This window comes from Actinacidiphila bryophytorum (assembly GCF_016916835.1).
GTDB lineage: Bacteria > Actinomycetota > Actinomycetes > Streptomycetales > Streptomycetaceae > Actinacidiphila > Actinacidiphila bryophytorum.
Genome location: NZ_JAFFIX010000002.1, coordinates 359690 through 384829, shown reverse-complemented (window position 1 = coordinate 384829; position 25140 = coordinate 359690). Strand labels below are relative to the sequence as shown.

Below are 25140 nucleotides of genomic sequence, written 5' to 3'. Positions count from 1 at the left end.
GGACGCATGCGGCCATGCGCCGCTATGCTCCGTTCACCGAATCTCCACAATTGCCCTACTCCCAGTGCGAGGAGCTCCGCCGTATGGCTGTCCGACCCCCGATGGCACCGGCAGATCGGAAGCGGTTGGAAAAGCTGCTGGGTTCCTGGCGCGACTCGCTCATCGATCTCAGCTTCCGCAACCGGCTGCTCAACTACCAGCGCCGGTCGACGTCCGTAGGGATGGACATCGCCGCGCCCGGTCTGCTCTCCGTCATCGAAGCGCTCGGCCGTGGCTGCGGTTTCGCCGAGGTGCGGGAGCCCCAGACGGACGGCGTCGAGACGGTGCCCGGTCCCGGGACGACGCTGGCCAAGACCAACTCGGGCACGCTGCCCGCAGACAGCCGACCCATTGACACCCCTGCCTCCCGCCAGGGGATAGGTGGTCGTCGGCCGGCCGTGAGCCTGACCACGTCCAAGACCTCCCAGGCCGAGCAGGACCGCCACCTCAAGCGCCTCGCGACGGTGACCCGGGAGAAATACAACGACTACGGTCTGTGGGTGCTGAACCTCGGCGTGGGCTTCCTCGACTGGAAGCCGGCACCTTCGGCCGAGAAGGGCCTCAGCTCGCCCTTGGTCATGGTCCCCGTGCTGCTGGAGAGGCGCGGCGCTTCGTACGTCCTCAAGCTCAACGCGGACGAGGAGCCGGTGCTCAACCCGGCTCTCGGCATCAAGATGAGCGAACTCAGCGTCGACTGGCCGCGTCCTGACCAGGTGGAGCTCGGTGGCATCCCGGAACTGATCGACAGCGTGCGGAGAGCGGTGACCAGGCACCGCGAGTGGAAGGTGACGGCGCGGATCGTGCTCGACACCTTCAACTCCAGCAAAGAGGTCATGTACCGGGACCTGCTGGAAAACGCGGACCGGGTCATGGGGAGCAGCCTGGTCCGTGCGCTCGGGCTCGGTGCCGACTCCGGCCTTCCGGCCGCGACCTTCGACTTCGAACCTGCTGACATCGAGCACATTGACGCGCTCCAGCCGCCCGAGAAGGCTCCGATGGTGCTGGACGCCGACTCGTCACAGCGCCAGTGCGTCGCCGCAGCGCTCGACGGTCGCAGCTTCGTCATGGACGGACCGCCGGGAACAGGTAAGAGCCAGACGATCACCAACATGATCGCCGGATTACTCGAGCAGGGCCGCACCGTGCTCTTCGTGAGCGAGAAGGCTGCCGCCCTCGACGTCGTCCGCAATCGCTTGAGCGACGTCGGCCTCGGAGACTACGTGCTGGCGCTGCACAGCAACACCGCCGGACGAAAGCAGGTGGCGCAGGAACTCGGCAGGGCGCTGGCGGCTTCGCGCCGCACCCTGTCGGGCGGCAGCCAGGTGGAACTCGGACGCGTAAGGAAACTGCGCGAGGAACTTTCCGCATACGCCTCGGCGATGAATGACATCAGGCCAGGACTCGGCATGTCCCTGCACGACGCGTTGGGACGAATAGCGCTTCTGGACACAGCCGATCCACTGCCGGCGAGCGACACATTCGACGCGGGCGCCCTGTCGGAGCAGCGCCTCAGCGACGCGGAGAACGCCGCGCTCCAGGTAGCCGCGTCCTGGCGCCCGGCGCTGGAAGGCACCGGCTTCTCCTGGTACGGCTTGAAGGACACCGGGAATCCCCTTCTGGCGCTGGATATGGCCTCCGAGGCGCTCAGCCGACTCGACTCGGCCCTCGCCGGCCATGCCGACCTGCTCAGTGAGTTGGGCTGGGAGGGCGCTCGGGCCGCCCCCCGGTTGGCAGCCGTGTTGCAGACGGCGGGCAGGCGTCCAGACGTGCCCCGTGAGTGGCTTACGGCCGATCCGGAGTCGCTGCGTACCGACGTGCGGGCCTTTCTGGAGCGCATGAATCAGGTGACTGCGGCGGAACGCCCTGCCGAGCAGGAACTTGGCTCTGCATGGGGCCGGTTGCCCCTCGGGGTGGATTCCGAGCCGAGCGCAGCCGAGACGGCCCTCTCCTCACTGGTTCCACCGCCTGTGGACCTGGCTTCACTCACCGCCGATGACGTCCGCCATCTTGCGCAGCGGCTGGACAGCGACGCTGACGGGTTGGAGCAGGCGGGCCGATCGCTCGCAGCGGTCTCTCGGATGTATGGGCTGCCGGAGCCGGAAACCTGTGACGAGGCTCTCCGCCTGGGTCGCCTGGCGGAGTTGGCCGCACTGCCGGACGAAGCCAAGCCGCAGCCGTCCTGGCTCACGGCTGAGGGACTCACTGACGCCCGCAGGGCTGCTCAGGCTCTACGCGAGTCGGTGCACGCGCTGGTCGCGGCCCGGCAACGGGCAGAGGCGATTTTCACCGAGCAGGTGCTGGGCGAGGAATCTCTGGATGAGGTCGCTGAGCGCTTCGCCACCGTGCACCGGTCCTTCACCGGGGCTTTGTCGTCAGCTCGCCGCGCCGACAGCCGGCTCGTCAGGTCGTGGCTCGTCGGAGGCGGCAAAGTCACGAAGGCGGTGGTCGGCGCGCTGCCGGCTGCCGTGGCGTGGCAGCGGGCTGCGCGGGGGTTCGGAGCTGAGACGGCCACTCACGCTTCGGCACTGGGCACGCTGTGGCAGGGCGAGGACACGGACTTCGCCATGGTGGACGTTCTTGTCGCCCGGGCTGATGAGATCACGGCGCTGGCTCCCCGGGTGCTGGATCGGGGGTTGTTGACCCGTGAGCTGGCCGCAGGCGGCGCACCACATCCCGCGGCGAAACGGAGTGCAGATGAGGCGGTTGCGCGGCTGACCGAGTGGCGGAACTCGTTGGTGCTTCCACCGGCAGCGGGGCCTTCCTACGAGCTGGAGAACGGCAGCCTGCTCGCGGCCGCTGCCTGGAGCCGAGCCCACGTCGCACCGCTGTGGGCGGCGGAACCGCTCATCCGCGTCGTCGAGGAAACCGCGGCCGCGGGCGGTGGCGGGCACCTCGCCCCAGGGAGGTGGACACTCTCGGCATCCCGTACCGCGATCCGGAAGGTGCGTGACGCGCGATCGGCGTCCGCTGCCTTCGAGTCCGCAGCGGACACCGATCGCAAGCTGCTCGGCGACCTCTACGAGGGACGTGCAACCAGCGCGACAGCCCTCACGGTGGCCGGTGAATGGGTCGCCGAACTCCGCGCTGCTTGTGGCATGGACGTGAGTAGCGCGATGGGGACAGCGCTCGCCGGGATCCTCTACGAAGCCGACGCCGATCCCGAGCTGGAAGCATCCGGCCGAAGGTGGTCGCAGGCATCTGAGGGGCTGGTCGAACTCTTCCGTACGGAACGGGCAGCCCCTCTCCGTACCGCGTTGCAGCTGAGCTCCGATGCCGCGCGGCAGGCTCTCGATGTTCTCGGCACTGATCGAGGCGGTCCTGACGAGTGGCGTGCCTACGACGAGGGGCGCGGCGTTCTCGACGAGCTGGGCTTGGGCGACCTGGTCGACCGCGCAGTACGCCGCAGCGTCGAACCCGACGACTTTCCCCGCGTAGTGGAGCGGGCGGTATTGCGGGCCTGGGCGGATGCGCAATTGAGCGCTGACAAGCGGCTGGCGACCACCCGCTCCGTCGACCGCGACGGACTGGTGAAGCGGTTCCAGCAGCTGGACACCAAGCTCACCGATTACGCCCGTGCGCGGGTCATCCACGCTTGCGACGCACGTCGGCCCAGGACGGTGATCGACCCTGGAGCAGTGCTGATCCGCCGAGAGGGAGAGAAGAAGTCCCGCCATAAGCCGGTACGGGTACTGCTCGACACGGCTCGCGACACGGTTCGACTGATCAAGCCGTGTTTCATGATGAGCCCGCTGACCGTCAGCCGCTTCCTGCCTTCGGACATCCACTTCGACGTTGTGATCTTCGACGAGGCGTCGCAGGTCCTCCCGCAGGACGCTGTGAACTGCGTCTACCGCGGACGCTCGCTCATCGTCGCAGGCGACCAGAAGCAGCTGCCTCCGACATCGTTCTTCTCCTCCACCGGCGACGATGAGGCAGAAGCCGAAGACGAAGAGCTGCCAGAGCGGTTCGATTCCGTGCTCGACATGTGCAAGGCGAGCGGCCTGCTCCCCAGCCTGTCCCTGCGGTGGCACTACCGCAGCCGCCACGAAGCGCTGATCGCCTTCAGCAACCACGAGTTCTACAAGGAGTCGATGACCACCTTCCCCGGCGCACACGCCGAGGGAGAGGACGTCGGTGTCGCGTTCTTCCACGCTCCGGAGGGCGTCTACCGGTCCGGTAGCGCGGCACGGGACAACCCCGGCGAGGCCGCCGAGGTCGCTAGGCGGGTGATCCACCACTTCACCACCCGCAAAGGCAAGTCTCTGGGTGTGGTGGCACTGTCACAGCCGCAGGCGGTGGCGATCCAGGACGCGGTGGACGCAGCCCGACGTACCAGGCCCGACCTCGATGACAGCTTCTCCGAGGGCCGACTGGACGGCTTCTTCGTGAAGAATCTGGAGAGCGTGCAGGGCGACGAACGCGATGTGATGATCATGTCCGTCGGGTACGGGGCGGACGCGAACGGCAAGTTCTCCATGAACTTCGGCCCGATGAACAAGCCCGACGGGTGGCGTCGCCTCAATGTCGCAGCCACTCGGGCTCGTTACCGCATGGAGGTCGTCGCCTCCTTCGACCCGGCAGAGCTGCGGGAGACCGCCAGCGAGAGCTTCCGGTACTTCCAGCGCTACCTCCGGTACGCCCAGAGCGGCCTGGCGGCCCTGGCCCCATCGCCAGTAGACGGAGACGCCCAACCGGAGAGCCCGTTCGAGGAGTCGGTACTCGCCGTTCTGCAGAAGCTGGGATACGACGTACAGCCACAGGTCGGAGTTGCCGGCTACCGCATCGATCTCGGCATCCGCCATCCCAGGCTTCCAGGACGTTTCGTGCTCGGCGTGGAGTGCGACGGCGCCATGTACCACTCGTCGAAGGCGGCACGAGACCGAGACAGGCTCCGGGAGGGTGTGCTGCGTGGCCTCGGCTGGGAGCTCCACCGCATATGGGGCACCGACTGGTACCGCGACCGTGCCGGAGCCGAGTCTCGGCTACGCACAGCGGTCGAAAGTGCGATAGCGCATGCTGCCGTGCCGAATGCCTCGGTCACCCGGCCCATCGAACACACCACGACGCCGACCCCTCAGGGTTCCGTACTGCCGGAAGTCTCCGTGCCGGCCGCGCGATCCAACCGGCAACCTGCGAGCGGATCGACTCAGCGACGTTCCCCCCGCCGTGAGCCAGTTGCTAGCTCTGACCGCGGCCCAGCCACCTCGGTACCGCGGGAAAGTTTCCCCATTTCCGCTCTCGCGAGCACATCGCGGCAACGCCTCACCCACGAACTGACCCAGATCCGCGCTGCTCTGGCAGAACCACAGCTCCGCGTACCGCGTGAAACGGACGACAGCTGGCGCAAGAGGGAGAAGCGCCGGGAACAGCTCGAAGAGCGGGCCGTCTACCTGCAGCGGATTCTCCGGTCGGTGCCCGCGGCACAGCGGACCTCCGGCGGCCCGGTGGTGGCCCCCGGCCGGTTGGTGGGGTTGATCTTCGACGGCACTGATGCCGTCGAGGAGTACGAGATCACCTCGCAGCGACCGATCATTGACGACATCCAGGTCCTGAGCCCGTTCACCGAGCTCGGTGCCGCGCTGCTGTGGCGCGAGGCTGGGACCCGGGTCGAGTACACCGACGGCCGCGGCGGCCGCAGCCATGTCCGCATCCGCCATGTACGGGACTGAGCGGGTGTGGGGAGGCGGCTCTTCCGTGATCGTCTTTCAATTCTTCTGCGGAATCCGCACCCTGACCTGCTCGATCGCGCTGTCCGCGCCCTTCCGCTTCCGCGCGTACTGGACTACGAGGGACCAAGAGCCGGGCTTCCGATCCGATCAGCCCCCGAGTTATGACTCACACCGCGGTGGGAGGGGTTCGGTCAGACCAAGCTCCAGCAGGACTTGCTGGGCCAGTTCGAAGGGCCGGTTGCGGGGGCCGTGGAAGACGGAGGGGGCCGAGCCGGGATTCGGCTGTGAAGCGAGTGCCCTGGGGCCGACCAAGCCGGTGAGGCGGTGGTGCTTCCAGAGGGGAGCGGTCCCCTTGGCATCGACCACGATGAGGTCGGGCCGCCGCCAGACGACCAGAGCCCAAGCGCTGCCGCCGGAGCCTGCCCAGGCTGCGACCAGCGGTGCGTCTTCGGCAGCGCCGACTGCCTGGAGTGCGACCAGCGCGAGGTTTGTGAAGCTGCCGGGGACGTGAAGCAGAAGCGGCCCGTCACGGTGCACCTCGCGGCCCTTCTCGGTGAGGGACCACATCGCATCGGCGAGCGGATCGTTCTGGAGGACGTCCGACGCGACGTCGAGTACGGCCGCCTCATGGACGGACGGGCCGGAGCCTCTGTCGAGCAGCCTCGTGTATTCCGCGACGTACGCGGCATCCATTGCGGGCAGCAGATGGCGTACGGCCCGCGAGGCCTCGTTGAAGGCTGCGGTCTCGGGTGTGGTCTCGTAGCGGGGGGCATGGCTCCTGAGCACGGCGAGGGCGACCGCTGCGAGGCTGCCGACCTGGGGTTCGAACTTCTCCGGGACACGGGCCTGATGATCAGACGGGGCCAGCGCAAGGACAGCGCGGGAGAGCAGGGGGACCCAGCCCGTGTGCCGGGGAGGCCAGGCGCCCGCCGCGATGATCCACAGTGTCAACCGGACGACGAGCAGGCTGTCCACCGGGCCCCGTCTGGGGCCGGGGGTTACGGTGCGTTCCTTCTCACGGCTCCATTGGGGAGCGGGAGGCACCATGCGTTCCACTACGCGCCGGTACCTGCGGCGTACCTCCTCGTCGGCCTTCCGGAGATCGGGCAGCGTGCTGGCGGTCACCTCGGCGTCGGCCATCACCGGGTCGTGATCCGCTGCCACGCTCTCCGCGTCGTCTCCTTCGAGGGCGGCTTCGACGTCGTTCGTGGCCTCATCGTCCCAGGAGACGGACAGGAGGTCCTGGAGGGGAGCGCCCGCATCCGTGGGCAGTCCTATGGCGAAGCGCAGGAGCGCGTTCCCGACGCGTCCAGCGCATTCGTCCAGGTATCGCTCCCAGCCGTCCCCGTCGCTGCTCAGCGACGATGTCACAACCGCGCCACTACGGCTGCTCGTCGAGGCTGCCGCCGGGCCCGGCCCCAGCACCGCACGGAGCGCTTCCAGATCATTGAGGAACCGCTCAGCGAGCAGCGGGTCCGTGAACAGCTCCATGGGTTGAGTTGTGGGGGCGTGCGGCCGCCCGGAGGCCACTCGGTGCAGCACTGCTTCGGGGTCGACGACGAACACGATGTTGCCGTACGTCGGAACGCCCTCGCCCTCGCCGTCGACGACGACCAGGCGCACACGACTGCCCGCGTCCGCCGAAGTGGTCACCGTCAGCGTGTCCTGGCCTGGTGGAATGTCGGCGATGCGCTCCCACGTCTCGGGCGGTGCGGCCGCCGCGGAAACCTCCAGGCGTGCGGCGTCGGTGAGGGGACGGGCCAGGCTGATCTCCAGGCCGTCCGGTACGCGCAGGGCACCCAGCAGCAGCGGCACGGTACGGACCGGGGGACGGGGGAGCCGCTCGGCCGAGCGCAGCCGGGAGACGGGCTCGTCGGTGCCGTCCGGGAGGAGCGTGGTGGGGACCGGGCTGATGATGCCGAGCTCGCAGTTGCCGCCCTCGGTCTGGGAGAGCAGCAGGGCGGCGGCGGAGATGTTCGGGCTGCCGGTCAGGGCCCACCGCTGCCCCCCGGAGGTCCACTCGACGAGTTTTCCGTGCCGGTACCGCTCGCCGTTGTCGCTGATGACGCGGCCGTCGTACTCCTTCACCAGGCCGGCGATCGACGGACCGTCGAGATCGGTGAGTCCGGGCTGGTAGGCAAGGGTGAACCGGCCGGGGCGAAAGCGCTCCAGCAACATCCGGAGGGCCTTCGAACGCCGGTCGTGGAAAGGTGCGAAGACGGCCAGTTCGTCGACGGGCCCGTGCGGCAGTTGATCGATGATGGGTGTGCGAAGGCTGCTGACCAGGCGGACCTCTGGTTCAGCAGGTGCCCTGTCGCGATGGAGCCGGTCCAACAGTGCTGCCACCCGCCCCAGCGCCTCCGGTACGCAGGCGGCGAACCCCACCCTCTCCGGTAGGCCGCGAAGCCAAGCCGCCAGGTCCGGCACCGCTGCGGGGCTCTGTTCGCTGTCGACCCGCAGAACGGTCCACAGCTCGGAGTTGGCCTGCCAGCCGGCCAGCGTGGTGTTGCCCGAGCCGAGTGCGATGGTGGCGTGTTCCGGTCCGGCGAGGACCATGAGCTTGGGGTGGAAGGCGGCGCCGTGAGCGTATGCCTGACCGGGGAGGTAGCTGCGGCCGGCCCGCCGGACGGACCGCGCGTCCGCGCGGGCCGTGAAGACGTCCCCCACCACCGTCACGAGCGCGCCGGTGGCCTGGGTGACGCCGAGGGCGACATCCTCGAAGAAGCCGAGATCGGCTGTGAAACTCAGGAAGAGGGCTTCTCGCAGGCGCTGTCCGCCCTTCCGCTCCTCCTCAAGGATGAGGGTCAGCGGCGAGGCGAAGGCGGTTGGTCCCCTCACCGATTTCGGTGCTGGGATGTCCTCAGCCAAGGAGAGCCCTCCCTCTGCCGGTCACCGACCAGCTCCCGCCGTCGTAGCGCAGCACGCCGCAGGTGGCCAGAACGGTTCCGAGCTGGTCCAGCCGCAGGCCGACGTCGCCGCGCCCCTCCTGGCTCGTCCGGTACAGCAGCCCGCCGCGCTCGTGCAAGCGGGTCGGTAGCCACAAGGTGCCGTCAGGGCGCCGGCGGGCTTTGGCCCGCGCGATCCGCTGCGACCGCGCCACCAGGTCATGGGTGATCTGGCGCGCAAAGTCACGCAGTTTCGTGGGTCGGGCTTCGTCAAGCCTCCGCTGCGTCCACTCCGGTCCGAGCTCGACCCCGCGCCGACCGAGGAACGCGTCACGCACCCTGCCGGAGAGTTCGTCGACCCGGCGGGCACCGGCGGCGAGCACCCGCAGTTCGGTGAGGGGCAAGGGACTGTCTATCACGTTCCGCAGGTCGTACTCGGCGGGCAGCGGGGCACCGGTCGTGCTCTGAGTTGCGGGGAGTGCGGACAGGAAGGCGTCCACGGTGGTGTCCGGCAGCTCCACGGCGAAGCGGTCGGCCACTTCCTCGATCGGCAGCAGTCCGTCGACCTGCGCGACGAGCCAGGACCACAGGCGGCGCCACGCGCCGACCGAGTAGTTGCGCAGCACCACTCCTCGCCAGACGGCGGCCGTGTCGATGCCGCTCGTAACGGAATCCGAAGTGAGGAAGTCGCCGAAGGCGAGCACAGGGCCGATGTCACGAGTGAAGCGCCGGATCTGCTCGGGATGTTCGGTGACCACTCGAGCCAGAAGCTGGATCGTCTGCCGTCGCGTCGCCGAGCGGGAGCCCGTTTCAGCCGGGTCAGCGGGCTCGCACATCACCTTCGCGAGCCACTCACCGTCAGCACGCTCACCGCCCGCGCATACGCACAGCTGGTCGCCGAAGGACTTCAGGCTGTCCACCGACAGCGTCTCCGCGCGGGCTAACTCCAGCAGGCCGTCCAGCCCGGCACGTACCGCGGCCGCTTCCAGCCGGGGTCCGGGAGCCGGCATGTGCCCGGGAGCGAGGATGCCGAGTGCGATCTCGGAGCCGTTGTACGGTCCCCAGAACCCCCACCGGCTACCGACGTAACCGTCCTTGCCCGGGGCCTCGGCCTCGGACATGGTGAGCGTCCCGGTGTGCAGCCGCCGGGCCAGGGCGTCCGTCCCGTGAGCCCGCGGCAGCCATTCCAGAGCCTGCGGATGGTGCGCGAACGATACGGCGGCCAATGCCACTTCGGCGCGGCGCAGCAACGACTGGGCCTCGGGGATCGTGAGGTCCTCGGCCTCGGCTTGTGCCGCGATCAGTCCGTGCACCGCGTAGTAGCGCCCGTGCGGCGTCACCGTGGTCACCCCGGGGACCAGGTGGTCGGCCATGGCCATTACGTGCCGCTCCACCGAGAGCGGATACCGGCCAGCGGCTACGTCCAGCCCGGGAAGGCTCCACCCCGGTCCGTCGACCAGCCCCGGGGCCTGGCCGTCCCCGATGACCGAGACCGTGCCTTCAACCATTTACGCTGCCACCCCGCCCAATGCCATCTCCGGGTCACCAGGCCGTCATTCTGGTCCATCTGCACGGGGAGTCGGGTGGTTTCGGACACGATTCATGCAGCCGAGAGGAGTTGGCGGAGGTCGCTGGAAGTGTGGTAACCACCCTTATCAAGCGACGGGCATGCCCCGCACTGGAGACCGGAGTATCGTCTTGCGGGTCGGCGGGGACTGCTGAAGGCGGGCTGCGTGCGGCAAGGGTAGGGCGACTGTCGTCGACGCCTGAGGTGAAGAGATTGAACGAAGGAGGGCGCGCCGTGGTCACTGGGCTGTCGGACCCGTCGCTCCGGCCCCCGCCGCCTCTGCCCCTCTTGGTCTCGATGTCCGACATCGCCGCTTTCGCCCGAGTGAAGCGCCCGGTCGTGTCCACCTGGCGCCGACGCCACCCGGACTTCCCCGCAGCCGTGTCCGAGACCTCGGGGAGGCCGCTGTTCGACGGCGCCCAAGTGGCCGAGTGGCTGGCCGCCTCCGGCCTGGGCAACACCGCTCCGGCGGAGCTCCGATCGGAGTTGGCGCTCTTCGGCCTCATCGCGCTGCGCGAGCGCTTCACGCCCTGGCAGCTCGTCGAGACGGTCGGCAGCCTGCTGTGCCTGCGCCGCCTCGACGGCCGGTCGCTCGTCGACCCTGAGGCGGAAGCGGGCGACGAGGCACTGTGGGCCGGCATCCTCCGCCGGGCCGAACGGATCGACGTCGAGGACGAGTACGTCCTGCGCGAACTTCGGGCCATTGACGCCTCGGCCGCTCACGCCGACGCCGCCCCGCTCGCCCGCCTCGCCGAGGAGCTGGTCGAGGCCGCGTACAGCGAGCACGGCGCGTACGAGTGGCTGCTCGCCGCCCGCTCCCGGCTCGGGCTCGACACCCTCACCGCCGACGCGGTCACCCCGGAGCTGCGGAGCCTGCTCGGCCAGCTCACCGACCTGCCCGCCCGCCTCGGGGAGGGCCGGCCCGTCACCCTCGCCGACCCGTACGCCCGCGCAGGCGACCTGCTCGCAGCCGTCCTCGCCGACGCCGAGGAACGCGACCTCCTCACCGTCCTCGCCGCCGACCCCGACGACCGGCTCACCCGCATCACCCGCCGCCGCCTCCTGCTGGCCGGCGTCGAAGAACTCGACCTCGACGTGCAGACCGGCACCGACCTGGAGGAACGCTTCGCCGACCCGGACCTCGTTCTCACCCAGCTCCCGTACCGCCCGGGCGAGGACCGCTCGGTCGTCGCCGCCCTGACCGAGCTCGAACGCGTCGCGTACCTCTTGCGCCCCGGCTGCACCGCCGTCGTCCTCGGGCCGGCCGACGCGCTCGTCGACGAGCTGAAGGGCACCGAGGCCGCCCAACTGCGCGCCGCCCTGCTGCGCGAGAACATCGTCGAGTCGGTCATCGCGCTCCCCGGCGGCGTCCTGCCCTTCCGTCCTGGCTACCGCCCTGCCCTGTGGACGCTCACCCGCGGCCCCGTCCCCGAGGCGTCCGGCAAGGTTTTACTGGCCGACATCAGCGCCGAGCCGCTCACCCCGCACGTCAGCGCGCGCCTCGCCGAGGACGTACTCCTCTGGCGTGCCGAGGGCCTTCGCCGTGACGGCCACGACCCGCGGTACGGCCGCGTCGTCCCCGTCGCCGACCTGGACCGGGCCTTCCGCGGCTCGCTCACCCCACCCGCGCCGCCGCTGTCCGTCTTCTGGTCCACCGAGGTCGCCGAGCGCCCCGCCCTCATCGCTGAGGCCGAGGCCCGTCTGGAGCGCGCGAGGGCCGAGGCCAGCGTGTACGAGCAGGAGCGCGGCCCCTACCGCGGCCACGTCCTGCGCAGGGTCGGCGCTCTTCCGCCGCGCACCACCCTTGGCAAGCTCGTTGCCGCCCGCAGGGTGACCCGGCTTTCCGGTCACCGCGTCGACGCCGTGCACCTCGCCCCCGACGGCCACCACACCGTCCTCGGCTCCGAGGAGGTCATCGGCGAGCGACCCGTCGGGGGGCGCCGCATCGACCGCCTGGTGCTGGCCACGGAGTACGAGCGGGCGGCACTCACCGAGCCGGGCGACATCGTCTACACCCTCGCCCCTCGCCTCGGGGTGTACGTCGACCATGCCGGCTTCTCCATCGTCACCTTTCCCGCCCGCATCCTTCGCGTCAACCGCGACGCTGCCCGCCCGCTCACCCCCCGGGTGCTGGCCGCCTTGCTTGCCGCGGCCCGCGGCACCGCCCGCAGCCCCGGCGCCGTACGTCCCGCGCGACGCATCGAGGACTACCAGCTCCCCGACCTCGACCCGGACGAAGTGCTGCGCTTCGACGCGCTGCTGGCCGAGGCCGAGCGCCGGGAGCGGTTGCTGCGCGCTCAGGCCGACGCGCTTGCGGAGGCCCGTCGGCTGACCGTGGCGGGCCTGGCCGACGGCACGTTGACCGTCGGTTCCGCACCTACCCACTTGACTACGTAACCCGTCTACGGACCCGCACCCCGAACTCGGAAGAAGGAACGATGCCCCCGCGCAAGCGAGCCGCCGCCGGACAGGGCGAACTGCCCGGCGTCTCCAGCACCAAGGAGATCCAGGACATCCTGTGGAAGGCCGCGGACAAGCTCCGCGGCTCGATGGACGCCGCCCAGTACAAGGAGTTCGTCCTCGGCCTGGTCTTCCTGAAGTACGTCTCGGACGCCTTCACCGAGCGGCGGGAGGAGTTGGCCGCCGACCCTGAGCTGGCCCAGATCCCCGAGCACCGCCGGGCTGCCTTCCTTGAGGACAAGGACGAGTACACCGAGAAGAACGTCTTCTGGGTGCCCGCGACGGCCCGTTGGGACCACATCGCCGACAACGCGGCCAGCGCGGAAGGCGGCGTCGGCAGCCTCCTGGACACGGCCATGGACGAGGTCATGAAGGCCAACAAGGCCCTCACCGGCGTCCTCCCGAAGATCTTCAACCGCGACAACGTCGACCAGCAGCGACTCAAGGAACTGGTTGACCTCATCAGCGACGCCCGCTTCACCGGCCACGGTGACCGCCCGGCCCAGGACGTGCTGGGCGAGGTCTACGAGTACTTCCTGGAGCGCTTCGCCCGCGCCGAGGGCAAGCGCGCCGGCGAGTTCTACACCCCGGCGAGCGTCGTCCGCCTCATCGTGGAGGTCCTGGAACCGTACGAGGGCCGCGTGTACGACCCGGCGTGCGGCTCGGGCGGCATGTTCGTCCAGAGCGGCAAGTTCGTCGCCCGCCGCCGAGGCCAGGACCACACGCACGACCTTGCGATCTACGGCCAGGAGGCCAACGAACGCACCTGGCGGCTGGCGAAGATGAACCTGGCCATCCACGGGATGGACCCCAAGGGCGTCGGCGACCGGTGGGCGGACACCTTTGCGGACGACAAGCTGCCTGACCTGCAGGCCGACTTCGTGATGGCCAACCCGCCGTTCAACATGTCGGACTGGGCGAGGAAGTCCGACGACCGGCGGTGGAGGTACGGGGCCCCGCCGCAGTCCAACGCGAACTACGCGTGGCTCCAGCACATCGTGAGCAAGCTGGGTGACCGGGGCAGCGCGGGCGTCGTGCTCTCGAACGGCTCGATGTCCTCGAAGCAGAGTGGTGAGGGCGAGATCCGGGCAGCGATGGTCGAGGCGGACCTGGTGGCGTGCATGATCGCGCTGCCGGGGAACCTCTTCCGGACGACGGCGATCCCGGCGTGCCTGTGGTTCCTGACCAAGGACAAGTCCCCGCAGGGCGCGAAGGCGCTGGAGGACCGGCGCAGCCGGGTGCTCTTCATCGACGCGCGGGCGATGGGCACGATGGTGGACCGCACGGAGCGGGTCCTGACGGAGGAGGACCTGGCTAGGGTCGCCGACACGTATCACGCGTGGCGGGGCACGAAGTCGGCGCGAGAGAAGGGGCTCACGTACGAGGACGTGCCCGGCTTCTGCTACAGCGCGACGCTGGAGGAGATCGCGAAGCACGACTTCGTCCTGACCCCGGGCCGGTACGTGGGCGCGGCCGAGGTCGAGGAGGACCCGGACGCGGAGCCGGTGGGGGAACGGATCGCCCGGCTCACGAAGGAGCTCTTCGCCCACCTGGACGAGTCCGCCCGGCTGGACGGGGTCGTGCGCGAGCAGTTGGGGAGGGTGTCGTGAGCGACCGGCGAACCATGAGGATCGGAAGTCTAGGCCAGGTAGTCACCGGGGCAACGCCACGGACGGGTGACGATGCTGCGTGGGGAAACGAGGTCGACTTCGTCACCCCTACGGAGATGAGTTACACAGAGCGCGGACTCAGCGAGTGTCGGAAACTCTCCCAACGGGGCTTCGATTCTTTGCAGCGAAGGCTAGTACCAGCAGGGTCGATCTCCTTCGCTTGCATCGGCTTTTCCACCGGGAAGGTCGCTCAGCTTCCGTGTCCTGCTGTGACGAATCAACAGGTCAACACGCTGATCCCTGACCCCGCAATAGTGAACTCGGATTTTGCTTACTACCTCCTGCGGTTCCGGGCCGCAGATATTCGTTACATCGCTAGCGGGTCCACGACGCCAATTGTCAATAAGTCCACGTTTGAAGCGTTCGAGGTCTCCGTACCTGATTTGTCAGTACAGGAGGCCATCGCAAGCGTGCTCGGGGCGCTGGACGACAAGATCGCGGTCAACGAGCGCAGCGGTGGCACCTCACTACGCCTGGCGGATGCCCTCTTCTCTTCCGCCTGCCAGGGGCTCGGCTTCGGACCAGCCACGTTCGGCTCGGTGGCCACCGTCGCAGGCGGTGGAACGCCCAGGACGAAGGTAGATGAGTACTGGGGAGGCGACATTGCCTGGACCACGCCCACGGACGTGACTGGCCTTCCATCGCCCTACCTTTTCGAGACCAGTCGGACGATCACCGCGGAGGGCTTGGAGAACTGCGCCTCGCAACTGTACCCAGCGCACTCCGTCTTCATGACCTCCCGTGCGACCATCGGTGCTTTTGCTCTCCCGCAGATGCCCGCGGCCGTAAACCAGGGCTTTATCGTCGTCCTGCCTCCCACCGACGAGTTGCGCTGGTGGCTCCTCCACGAGATGCGGTCTCGCGTGGAGGAGATGATCGGCCTCGCCAACGGATCGGTGTTTCTGGAGCTCAGCCGGAAAAACTTCAAGGCAATGCCAATCCGCCTGCCAGCTGACAGTGACGTGGCGGCGTTCGCGACCGCCGTATCGCCACTGCATGAGCGGGCTGCGCAGGCAGCAGCCGAATCCCGCACCCTCGCCGCCCTCCGCGACACCCTCCTCCCGCAACTCATGTCCGGCAAGCTCCGCGTCCGGGACGCCGAGCGCATCGTGGAGGACGCCGTATGACGACCAGCCCGCCCGGCCAGGGCAACGGCAACGCCCCCCGAGCCGACCGTCAGGCCAACACGCCGCCCACCCCCAAGGCGGATGCCAAGCTCACGGAGGCCGTCTGGGAGGGATACGCCCTCGAAGACCTCGCGGAGCTCGCCTGGGACACTGTCCCCGGCAAGGACATCGCCCCCGGCGCGGAGCGCCACGGCCACCGCAACGCCTGGGACGACCTCGTCCTCCACGACGAGCTCGCCACAGCCATCGCCCGCCTCAACCCCGGTCTGACGCCCTCCGCCATAGACGAGGCCCTGCGGATCGCCACCGACCCCGCGTCCAGCGAGGCCTACCCGGAGAACCGCCAGGCGCACGCGCACCTCACCACCGGCATCCGGCTCGCGTACACCGACGAGTTCGGCGCCGAGCAGACGCCCACCGTGCGGCTCGTCGACTTCAACGACCCGGGCGCCAACACCTACCTCGCCGCCAACCAGGTCACCCTCAGGGACAGCGAGGGCCGGCACCGCCGGTTCGACCTCGTCGTGTACGTGAACGGACTGCCCCTCGCCGTCGCGGAGTTGAAGAGCGCCGCTGACGAGAAGGCGACCCTCAAGGACGCGCACGCCCAACTCCAGACCTACCTAGCCGAGTTCCCGCTGGCCTTCCGCTACAACGTCCTTTGCCTACTCTCGGACGGGGTCACCGCCAAGTACGGCACGGTCTTCACGCCGTACGAGCACTACGCGCCGTGGAATGTCGACGACGATGGAGTCCGCGTCGACACCGGCGCACCCGAGTACGACGGCCTCGAAGCCCTGAGCATCGCCGTGCACGGGCTCTTCAACCAGGCCCGCTTCCTCTCCCTCACCCGCAACTTCGTCAACTTCACCCCACCCAAGTCCGGCGAACCGCTCTCCGGCAAGCGCATCGCCAAGCCGCACCAGTACTTCGCCGTCACCAAGGCCGTCGAGAAGATCGTCGAGGCCTCCCGCAGCAACGGGCAGGCCGGTGTGGTCTGGCACACCCAGGGCGCGGGCAAGTCCGAGGAGATGGTGGAGACTTCGTCCCTGGTCTCGCGCCACCCCGCCCTGAACAATCCCACCATCGTGGTCGTCACCGACCGCAACGACCTGGACGACCAGCTCTACGACACCTTCCGGGACAGCCGCACCCTCCTCGGCCAGGACCCGCTCCAGGTCACCACCCGCGAGCAGCTCCGCGGCGAGTTGAGCGCGCGCACCGTCGGCGGGATCATCTTCACCACGCTCCAGAAGTTCGGCCTCAGCCCCGAGGAGAAGCAGGCCGGGACGGTGCACCCGCTGCTGTCCGACCGCCGCAACATCCTGGTCATCGTCGACGAGGCGCACCGCTCGCACTACGACAGCCTCGACGGCTACGCCCGCCACCTGCGCGACGCGCTCCCGTACGCCACGCTCATCGCCTTCACTGGCACCCCGATCTCCCGAGCGGACGCCGACACCCGCGCGGTGTTCGGCGAGTACATCGACATCTACGACCTGAAGCGGGCCGTGGACGACGAGGCGACCGTCCGCGTCTTCCACGAGCCGCGCGTCATCGACGTGTCGCTGCCCCCGGGCGTGGACCCGGACACGATCGACCAGCAGGCCAATGCGCTCACCGAGGGCATGGACGACGCCGAGCGCCGCCGGGCGGTGCGGTACGCGGCCACCATGAACACTGTCTATGGCGCCCCCGACCGGATAGCGACACTCGCGGACGACCTGATCGACCACTGGGAGCAGCGCCGCGCGCTGATGGAGCCGGACATCGGCTGCCACGGCAAGGCGATGGTCGTGTGCGCCACGCGGGAGATCTGCGTCAAGGTCTTCGACGCGCTGGCCGAGCGGCGCCCCGATTGGGCGAGCGACAAGGTCGACGAGGGCGTCATGAAGATCGTCTTCCACGGCGACCGCACCGACCCCGAGCACCTGCGCAAGCACGTCCTGCGCAAGTCCGAGCAGAGGACGGTCCAAGGGCGGGCGAAGGACCCCGACGACCCGCTTGAACTGCTCATCGTGCACTCGATGCTGCTCACCGGCTACGACGCCCCGCCCATCCACACCCTGTACATGGACCGCCCCATGCAGGGCGCCAACCTGATGCAGGCCCTCGCCCGCGTCAACCGCCGCTTCCGCGCCAAGCAGGACGGCCTGCTTGTGGGGTACGCGCCCCTCACGGACAACCTCAAGAAGGCGCTGCACGACTACTCCGACCAGGACCGGGAGGACAAGACCCTCGGTGCCGACATCGACCGGGCGATCACCGAGGTCAAGAACGAGCTCGCCGCCCTGCGCGGCATGCTGGCCGGCGTCCAGTGGCGGGAAGCGCTCGCGGACACCTCGCACCCCCGTCCCCGCGTACGCGCTCTCGGCCTCGCGGTCGAATACCTGCGCAGCCCGAACACCCCCGGCAACAAGGTCGAGCCCGGCGAAGTCCCGCTGTCCACCCGCTTCAAGGACAGCGCCGCCCGCCTCGACCGCTTCTACCGGGTCTGCGCGATGAGCAAGGAGATCGCCGAGCGCTGCGAGGACCTGGAGGGCTGGCGGGCCGACGTCGCCTTCTTCAGCGAGACGCGCGCCTGGATGGTCAAGAAGGACGCCGCCGACCGCGAAGCGGCCGGCCAGCCGCTGACGGCGGAGGTCCGCCGCTACCTCGAAGCGCTCGCCGCCTCCGTCGTCGATGCCGAGGACATCACCGACCTCTACGAAGAGGCCGGCATCGGCCGGTTGGACATCACCCGGCTCAACGACGCCGCCCTGCGCAGGCTGGAGAACTCCGAGACCCCGCACCTCGTCGCGGAGGCGCTGCGCCGGCTGATCGAGCAGAAGATGCGCGAGGTGACCAAGCACAACGTCGTCCGCCACGAGAGCTTCTCCGAGCGCCTCGACGCCCTGATGAAGCGCTACATGCTCCAGCAGCTCACCAGCGCCCAGGTCATCGCCGAACTCGCCGCGATGGCACGGGAGGTATCCGAGGAGGCCCGCCGCGGTGAGCGCTTCGACCCGCCACTGAACCACGCGGAGCTGGCCTTCTACGACGCGGTCGCCCACCGCGACATGGCCGAGCTGATGGCGGGCGGCGACGAGACGCTGGCCGCGATCGCCCGCGCGCTGGTCGCCGACATCCGGAAGAACCTGTCGGTGGACTGGCTCTCCCGCGAACCCGTCCGGGCCAAGCTCCGGACCCGTATCCGGCGGGTGCTCGCGATGTTCGACTACCCGCCGGATGAGGAGCGCGAGGCTGTCGACTTGGTCCTCAAGCAGATGGAGACGTTCGCGGCCCAGTGGGCGCCGAGCGCAAAGGGGGCCTGAGCAGGCCGTACGACCGTGGCGGATGACCGGTCGTACGGCTCCTTTTTGCTCTGAGTTCTTGATAACGGTGGTTATCGCCCACTAGAAGGGGTACTTGGGCGGCTTCTCCCTATGGTTCCCGCCATGACGAAGAACCCCGAAGCTCCCGAGCCCCCCGCCCCCGACGACCCGCCGACGCTCTCTCGCCTCGTCCGGGACCGCCTGGCCGCGTCCACCCTCACCGAGCCGGTGAAGACGTTGCTGCTCGACGTCCTCGGCACTCCGGAAGCTCCCGAGGGTGCCCCAGCTGAGCGTGTATACCTCGAATCCGTCGCCGTCACCGGCTTTCGCGGCATCGGCGGCAGGGCGAGGCTCCCCCTCGCGCCCAAGCCGGGGGTGACGCTCGTCGTCGGGCGCAACGGCTCGGGCAAGTCCAGCTTCGCCGACGGGATCGAGACCGCACTCACCGGGACGAGCGCCCGGTGGGACGGCCGCAGCGCCGTATGGCGCGACAACTGGCGCAACCTGCACCACGACGGCGACCCGCGCGTCGAGGTCAGGGTGTGCGTGGCCGGCGACCCCCGGCCGAGCACCATCGCCTGCACCTGGCCCTCGGACGACCTGGCGAAGCCCGAGACCACGTTCAAGCGCCCCGGCCACGGCACCGGCGGCCTCTCTGCTGCCGGTTGGGAGCGCCCGCTGGCCGACTACCGGCCCTTCCTGCCGTACTCCGACCTTGACCGGGTAATCAGCGGCAAGCCCAGCGAGATGTACGACGCCGTCGCCCGCATCCTCGGCCTCGGCACACTCACCGCCGCCGCCGAACACCTCAAGGCGCAGGAGAAGGAACTGGCCACCCCCGGCAAAGCCGCTGCCGACGAACTCCCCGCCCTGGCCGCCGCGTTGGCCGACTCCCACGACCCGCGTGCGGCCACCGCGCTCACCGCCCTCACCGGGCACGGCGCCCCAGACCTGGAGACGCTGACCGCGCTCGTGGAGGGCCTTCCCGCCGCTGACGACGCCCACCTGCGCCGGCTCCGTACCGCCGCCGCGCTCACCGGCCCCGACCTGGTGCAAGTCGGCACCGCGGTGGACCGCCTCCGCGAGGCGTTGGCCGTACTGGAGGACGTACGCGCGTCCGGCGCCGAAGACGCCCACCAGCAGGCGGAGCTGCTGGCAAAGGCGCTGGAGCACGCCCGCCGCCACCGCGACGAGCCGACCTGCCCCGTCTGCGGGTCCGACCGGCCGCTCGACGACAACTGGGCCGAGCGGGCCGCCGCCCGGATCGATGCCCTCCGGCACGAGGCCTCCGCTGCCGAGGAGGCGCGGCAGGGCCTGCGGGACGCCGAGCACGCCGTACGCGACCTCGTGGTGCTCGCCCCCGAGCAGCTGCCGGTCGCGCTGGCCGGCCCGTGGGCGCGGTGGGCGGCATGCCGCCGTATCGCCGATGCCGAACAGCTCGCGGCCGAGGCCGAAGACGCCGCCGTCGTCCTCGCGGATGCCTGCGACGCCGTACGGAGGGAGGCGGCACGCGAACTGGCGGAGCTGGACGAGGCATGGCGCGGCTGCGTCGCCCGCCTCACCGGCTGGCTCGGCCACGCCCGGAGTGCTGCCGCCGCCAAGACACCGCTGGGGCACGTCAGGGCCGCGATCAAGTGGCTCAAAGCGGCCACGGGTGAGCTGCGGCAGGACCGGCTGCGGCCCTTCGCCGACCACTCCCAGTGGATCTGGGAGGAGCTGCGACAGCAGAGCGGCGTCGAGTGGGGCGACGTACGCCTCACCGGCACGGACAAGGCAGCGGTGCGGAAGCTCGTCATGGACGTCACCGTCGACGGCGAACCGGCGTCCGCGCTCGGCGTGATGAGCCAGGGCGAGCTGCACTCCCTCGCCCTGGCCCTGTTCCTGCCGCGGGCGGCCGCCGCCGAGAGCCCGTTCGGCTTCATCGTCATCGACGACCCGGTGCAGTCCATGGACCCGTCGAAGGTCCACGGGCTCGCCAAGGTCCTCCACGGCCTCGGCAGCACCCGGCAGGTGGTGGTCTTCACGCACGACACCCGGCTCCAGCAGGCCTTCACCGACCAGGAGCTCCCGGTGACCGTCCTTGCGGTCGAGCGGGCCGAGCGGTCCGCCGTACGAGTCGACCCGGTGACCGACCCGATCGGCCAGGCGCTGAACGACGCACGGGCACTGGCCTGCACGCCCGACCTGCCGCCGGCCGCCATGACCCACGTGCTCCCTGGCATCTGTCGCACCGTGCTGGAGCGGGCGTTCACCGAGGCCGCCTGGGTGCGCCTGCACCGGGTCGGGACCTCGGAGCACGAGGCCGAGCAGGCTGTACGCGGCGCCACCGGGTTGAAGGCCATCGCTGCGCTGGGCCTGTTCGGCGACGCGTCCCGTATCGATGACGTCTACGCGGAGGTGCGGCGGCGCTGCAAGGACGGGAACGCCGTGGATGTCCTCCGCAAGTGCCAGGAGGGCTCCCACCCCGGCGGCACGACCATGCACGACCCGAGGGGCTTCATCAGGGCCGTCGAGGCGGTTGCCCAGGTCGTACGCACGCCGGGGGAGGGGACGCAGCGGTGAACGCCACCGTCGCCCAACTTCTCGCCACCGCCGACGAGCTTCTCATCGCTGGGCCGCCCACCACGGCGTCCTGCCGCCACCGCGGCGCCGCCTTCGCGCTGCGCGCGGCCCTGGAGAGCGCCGTTGACACCGCCCTGAAGGCCACGCCCTCCGCCCCCGCCCCGCACACCTCCACCCGCGCCAAGCTCCTGTGCCTGCGCGGATCCACGGATGCTGAGACCGCTCGCCGCGCCAGGGCGGTGTGGGTGCTGCTCTGCCTCGGATGCCACTACCACCAGTACGACCTGGGGCCGACCCGCGAGGAAGTGCTGGCCTGGCGGGCCGAAGTCTTTGCCGTCGTTGGCCTGTTGTGAGGGCCACCCGCAGGTAGTCGATAACCCCGTCTGCCAGTTCCGCGTTCACCTTGCAGGCCCGACTCGAGCCACTCTTCCCCTCGTCACCACACCGCCGGCACGCCCGGCACCCCAAGACCCGGAGGCCCAGCCATGACCGGCACACGTATCCGCAACCTCGTCCTCGCCGTCACCACGCTGTCCGCGGCCTGCGCCCTGAGCGCCTGCGACACCCACGACGGCACCCCCGGTGCCAAGGGCGCCCCCGCCACCCCGCCGGCCGGCACCGTCAGGGCGTCGAAGGACACCGGCCCCACCCAGGACGACTCCGACAGCAGCACCCTCACCGTCGCGCTGGACAAGACCGCCACGTGGAAGAACGGCGTCACGGCCCGGCTGAGCGGCTTCAGCCGCGGCACGACCAGTGAGTTCGCGTCCCCCTCCCACAAGGCCTACCTGGCCTTCTCCGTCACCGTGAAGAACGGCTCCACGTCCCCGCTCGACCTGAGCCTCTTCAACCTGTCCTGCCCCGGCGGCGCGGACGAGGTGTTCGACGAGGACGCGGGCTTCGGCGGCGCACCGGACGCCCACCTGCTGGCGGGCAAGTCGCAGACCTGGAAGGAGGCGTGCGTGTTCGCCAAGACCGCCAAAAGCGTCCAGATCGAGTTGACCCCGGTGGACACCTCCGACGACGGCTGGTACCGCACGGCTATCTTCACCGGCACCGTGCGGTAGCCCACACACCGCGACGTAGCGGGATGGGTCAGGGTCAACCGGCCTTCCGTGAATCCCCCGCAGTCGCGGCGGCGCGCCGTATCACAAGCTGACGAATTGTCCGGCCACGGCAGCGCAGTGGGCGGCCCGTCCGGCACACTGGCACAGCGCGCGAAGGCGGGGGTGCAGAACTACTGGAGCAGGTACGAGCCGCGAAAGACGAGGTCAGGGCATGGGAAAAAAGAACGAAGATGAGATCAAGCGGGCGCTTGGTATACCCTCCTGGAGAAACCTCTCCAAGGACAAGGTGATCAAATTCGCTGCCATGATGCCTGATATGGCAACCGAGGTACGAATGAAGATTGTGGAGCAGTTCCCCAACTTCAAGGACCTTGCCAAGAATTCCGTGGATGCGGTACGCGCGGCGCACGAATCCACACTTTCGGCCAACGAGAAAAGTGAAGACAATTTCCATCGGGCCTCCCAGCAGCAGAGGGATGTGCTGGAGAAGGATCTCAATAGAGATGACCTCAGTTGGGAAGAGCGGAAATTCTTTCACGAGACTTTCCGGGAGAATGTTAGTCAGGAGTCCCAAAAGGACAGCGAGAATAAACATTTCCTGGAGAGGGAACACCGGGTGGTGGCAGCCGTTGCCGGTGCGGCGATGGTCCTAGGTGCAGTCTTCGTCGGCGCCAGGGTGATGGGTGAAGGCAAGGATGACTCCGACGGTCCGGCGGAAGTCTAGCGCGTCCTTCGTGGTCCTGGCGGCACCCGAGGACGCAGCCAGCGACCCCGGAGCCTGGGGGGCTCGGCAGGCCAGTCGGCGTTCAGTTCAGCATCAACTGCTTTCACCGTTGCGGACCGTGCTCCTGCGTCGGTGATGGAGCCGCCGTCGAAGACGAAGAGGAGTTGGCGCCCTCCTCTGGGTGGGGTGCCCAGTCGGCGACGAGGAGGCGGCCGATGGGAGTGGTGAGGCCCAGAGTTCGCGGGCGGCGCCTTCTCTCGGGGTCTCTCCGGGGCGGAGGTAGCCACCGGGGATCTCCGAGCCGGGCTCGTAGGCCGGGTTAACCAGGAGAACGAGGTCGGCCTCGTCGAAGATGAGCCCGCCCGCAGCGGTGCGGGGCTGGGCTACCGGTTCTTGGGGCTGGCTCATGGCGACGACTCTATTCGCCCGGGCTGTCTGTCAGCCGGGATGCGGTGCTCTCCGGGATCCCGCCCGGGCTATGAGCGGTAAAGGCCGTTCGTTAGGGTGCGGATGTGCGTCGGCCCTTCGTTCTCTTCGACCTCGACAACACTCTTGTGGACCGGCGGGGAACGCTCCCTGACTGGGCTGCTGAGTTCACCGCCCGGCATGGTCTGAGGGACGAGGAGCGGGCTTACGTGCTGGGGCTGCTGGCCGAGCGAGCGTATCCATCCACCTTCGAGGCGATCCGTACCCGCTACCGGCTGCGCGAGCCGGCGGAGGACTTGTGGGGGGCCTACTGCGCTGACATCGCGGCCATGGTGTCGTGCCCGGCGGAGGTCCTTGACGGGCTCGACGAGCTACGTTCGGCCGGCTGGCGGGTGGGGGTGGCGACCAATGGGGCGGCGGACATTCAGTGGGCCAAATTGAGGGCTACCGGGATCGCCGGCCACGTGGACGGGGCGTTTGTCTCGGAGGAGGGCGATGCGCGCAAGCCCGCGGTTCGGCATTTCGCCCTGGCCGCGGAGCGGTGCGGAGCCGTGTTGAGCGACGGCGGTTGGATGGTGGGGGACAATCCCGTCAACGACGTCGGGGGCGGGCACTCGGCGGGGCTGCGCACGATCTGGGTCGCCAACGGCCGGTCTTGGGCGGCGCACGCACCGGCCCCTGAGCACACCGTTTCCGATGCTCGCAGCGCCATCGACCTCCTGCTTCGGCTGGTGGCAGATCACGTAGGGACCGCTTCATGACCGTGACCGTTGGGCTGCTGCATCCGGGCAGCATGGGGGCCGCCTTCGGCGCGCAGCTGGGCGCTCGCGGTCACACGGTCCTGTGGTGCCCTGACGGTCGCAGCGACGCGACCCGACTCCGGGCGGAAGACGCCGGCCTACAGCCCGTCACACTGGCGGAACTCGTTGCTCGCTCCGAGGTGCTGCTGGCCCTGTGCCCGCCTGCCGTCGCCGAGGAGGTTGCGGCGGCGGTGGCGGCCGTCCGGGCCACGAGCGCGGACGCGATCTACGTCGAAGCCAATGCGGTGGCGCCGTCGCGCGTGCAGCGTGTCGCTGAGCTGCTCGCACCTATGCCGGTGGTCGACGCTGCGGTCGTCGGATCGCCCCCGGCGGGGGGCAAGACGCCGACCTTCTACCTCGCTGGTACTGAGGAGCAGACCGATCGGATCGTGCAGCTCTTCGCGGGGACGGATATCCGGACGCATGTCCTCGGGGACAGCCTCGGCGCGGCCTCTGCGCTGAAGCTCGCCTACACCAGCTACCAGAAGGTGTCCCGCGTGCTGGCCGCCGTCGCGTACGGAGCGGCCGATGCGTACGGCGTCGGGGACGCGCTGCTGGCGATCGCGGCCAAGCGCACCCGCAGTTACCTCGTCGAGACCGACTACATCCCGAAGACGGCTGCCCGGGCCTGGCGCTGGGGCCCGGAGATCGAGGATGCCGCCGGCCTCCTTGCAGACGCAGGGCTGCCGGACTCCCTCATGCACGCGGCTGCCGCGACGCTCGCCCGGTGGGACGGCAGCAAAGACCAGCAGCTCACCATCGCCGAGGCGCTGGAAGAGCTGCATGGGAGGCCGGACGATCCGACGTAAGCCCACCGGCGGCCTTGCTGT

The 25140-nt window shown here is 69.4% G+C and carries 14 protein-coding genes; 11 read left to right on the top strand and 3 right to left on the bottom strand.

The window, feature by feature from the left end:
* Window positions 1–83 precede the first annotated feature (83 nt).
* Window positions 84–5708, top strand: a complete 5625-nt coding sequence (locus tag JT723_RS04870; protein ID WP_205043106.1) for a PDDEXK-like endonuclease domain-containing protein — start codon at window positions 84–86, stop codon at window positions 5706–5708.
* 159 nt (window positions 5709–5867) lie between these two features.
* On the opposite strand, the gene JT723_RS04865 is transcribed toward JT723_RS04870, so the two are convergent.
* Together JT723_RS04865 and JT723_RS04860 are read right to left on the bottom strand one after the other, a co-directional pair.
* Entirely contained in the window at window positions 5868–8576 is a 2709-nt protein-coding gene (locus tag JT723_RS04865) for a phospholipase D-like domain-containing protein (RefSeq protein ID WP_205043105.1), read from the bottom strand.
* Window positions 8569–9972: a hypothetical protein gene (locus tag JT723_RS04860; RefSeq protein ID WP_205043104.1), complete on the bottom strand. Its 1404-nt coding sequence runs from the start codon at window positions 9970–9972 to the stop codon at window positions 8569–8571. The genes JT723_RS04865 and JT723_RS04860 overlap by 8 nt, the downstream gene beginning before the upstream one ends.
* 485 nt (window positions 9973–10457) lie before the next feature.
* Here JT723_RS04860 and JT723_RS04855 point away from each other — a divergent pair, with 485 nt between their 5' ends.
* From JT723_RS04855 to JT723_RS04820, 8 genes are all read left to right on the top strand, one after another.
* Window positions 10458–12557 (top strand): hypothetical protein, encoded by a 2100-nt coding sequence (locus tag JT723_RS04855; RefSeq protein WP_205043103.1) that lies wholly within the window; start codon window positions 10458–10460, stop codon window positions 12555–12557.
* Window positions 12558–12598: 41 nt separating this feature from the next.
* Entirely contained in the window at window positions 12599–14230 is a 1632-nt protein-coding gene (locus tag JT723_RS04850; protein WP_205043102.1) for a class I SAM-dependent DNA methyltransferase, read from the top strand.
* Window positions 14231–14244: 14 nt separating this feature from the next.
* Complete coding sequence (locus JT723_RS04845; RefSeq protein ID WP_240165120.1) at window positions 14245–15417, top strand: restriction endonuclease subunit S; 1173 nt, start codon at window positions 14245–14247, stop codon at window positions 15415–15417.
* On the top strand, window positions 15414–18731 hold the full coding sequence (locus JT723_RS04840; protein ID WP_205043100.1) for a type I restriction endonuclease subunit R: 3318 nt from the start codon (window positions 15414–15416) through the stop codon (window positions 18729–18731). Before JT723_RS04845 ends, JT723_RS04840 begins: the two co-directional genes overlap by 4 nt.
* A 123-nt stretch (window positions 18732–18854) precedes the next feature.
* A complete protein-coding gene (locus JT723_RS04835) occupies window positions 18855–21293 on the top strand; it encodes an AAA family ATPase (protein WP_240165047.1) in 2439 nt (812 codons plus the stop codon).
* A complete protein-coding gene (locus tag JT723_RS04830) occupies window positions 21290–21646 on the top strand; it encodes a hypothetical protein (RefSeq protein ID WP_205043098.1) in 357 nt (118 codons plus the stop codon). The genes JT723_RS04835 and JT723_RS04830 overlap by 4 nt, the downstream gene beginning before the upstream one ends.
* 132 nt (window positions 21647–21778) lie before the next feature.
* Window positions 21779–22360: a hypothetical protein gene (locus tag JT723_RS04825; RefSeq protein ID WP_205043097.1), complete on the top strand. Its 582-nt coding sequence runs from the start codon at window positions 21779–21781 to the stop codon at window positions 22358–22360.
* A gap of 211 nt (window positions 22361–22571) precedes the next feature.
* Window positions 22572–23084, top strand: a complete 513-nt coding sequence (locus JT723_RS04820; protein WP_205043096.1) for a hypothetical protein — start codon at window positions 22572–22574, stop codon at window positions 23082–23084.
* A 93-nt stretch (window positions 23085–23177) separates the two neighbouring features.
* Here JT723_RS04820 and JT723_RS04815 read toward each other — a convergent pair whose 3' ends face one another.
* Window positions 23178–23492 (bottom strand): NUDIX domain-containing protein, encoded by a 315-nt coding sequence (locus JT723_RS04815; protein ID WP_240165046.1) that lies wholly within the window; start codon window positions 23490–23492, stop codon window positions 23178–23180.
* 104 nt (window positions 23493–23596) lie between these two features.
* Between JT723_RS04815 and JT723_RS04810 the strand changes: the two genes are divergently transcribed.
* Together JT723_RS04810 and JT723_RS04805 are read left to right on the top strand one after the other, a co-directional pair.
* Window positions 23597–24271 carry an HAD family hydrolase gene (locus tag JT723_RS04810; protein ID WP_205043095.1) on the top strand — a complete coding sequence of 225 codons (675 nt, stop codon included), beginning with the start codon at window positions 23597–23599 and terminating at the stop codon, window positions 24269–24271.
* Entirely contained in the window at window positions 24268–25119 is an 852-nt protein-coding gene (locus JT723_RS04805; protein ID WP_205043094.1) for an NAD(P)-dependent oxidoreductase, read from the top strand. Before JT723_RS04810 ends, JT723_RS04805 begins: the two co-directional genes overlap by 4 nt.
* The last annotated feature ends 21 nt before the right edge of the window (window positions 25120–25140 follow it).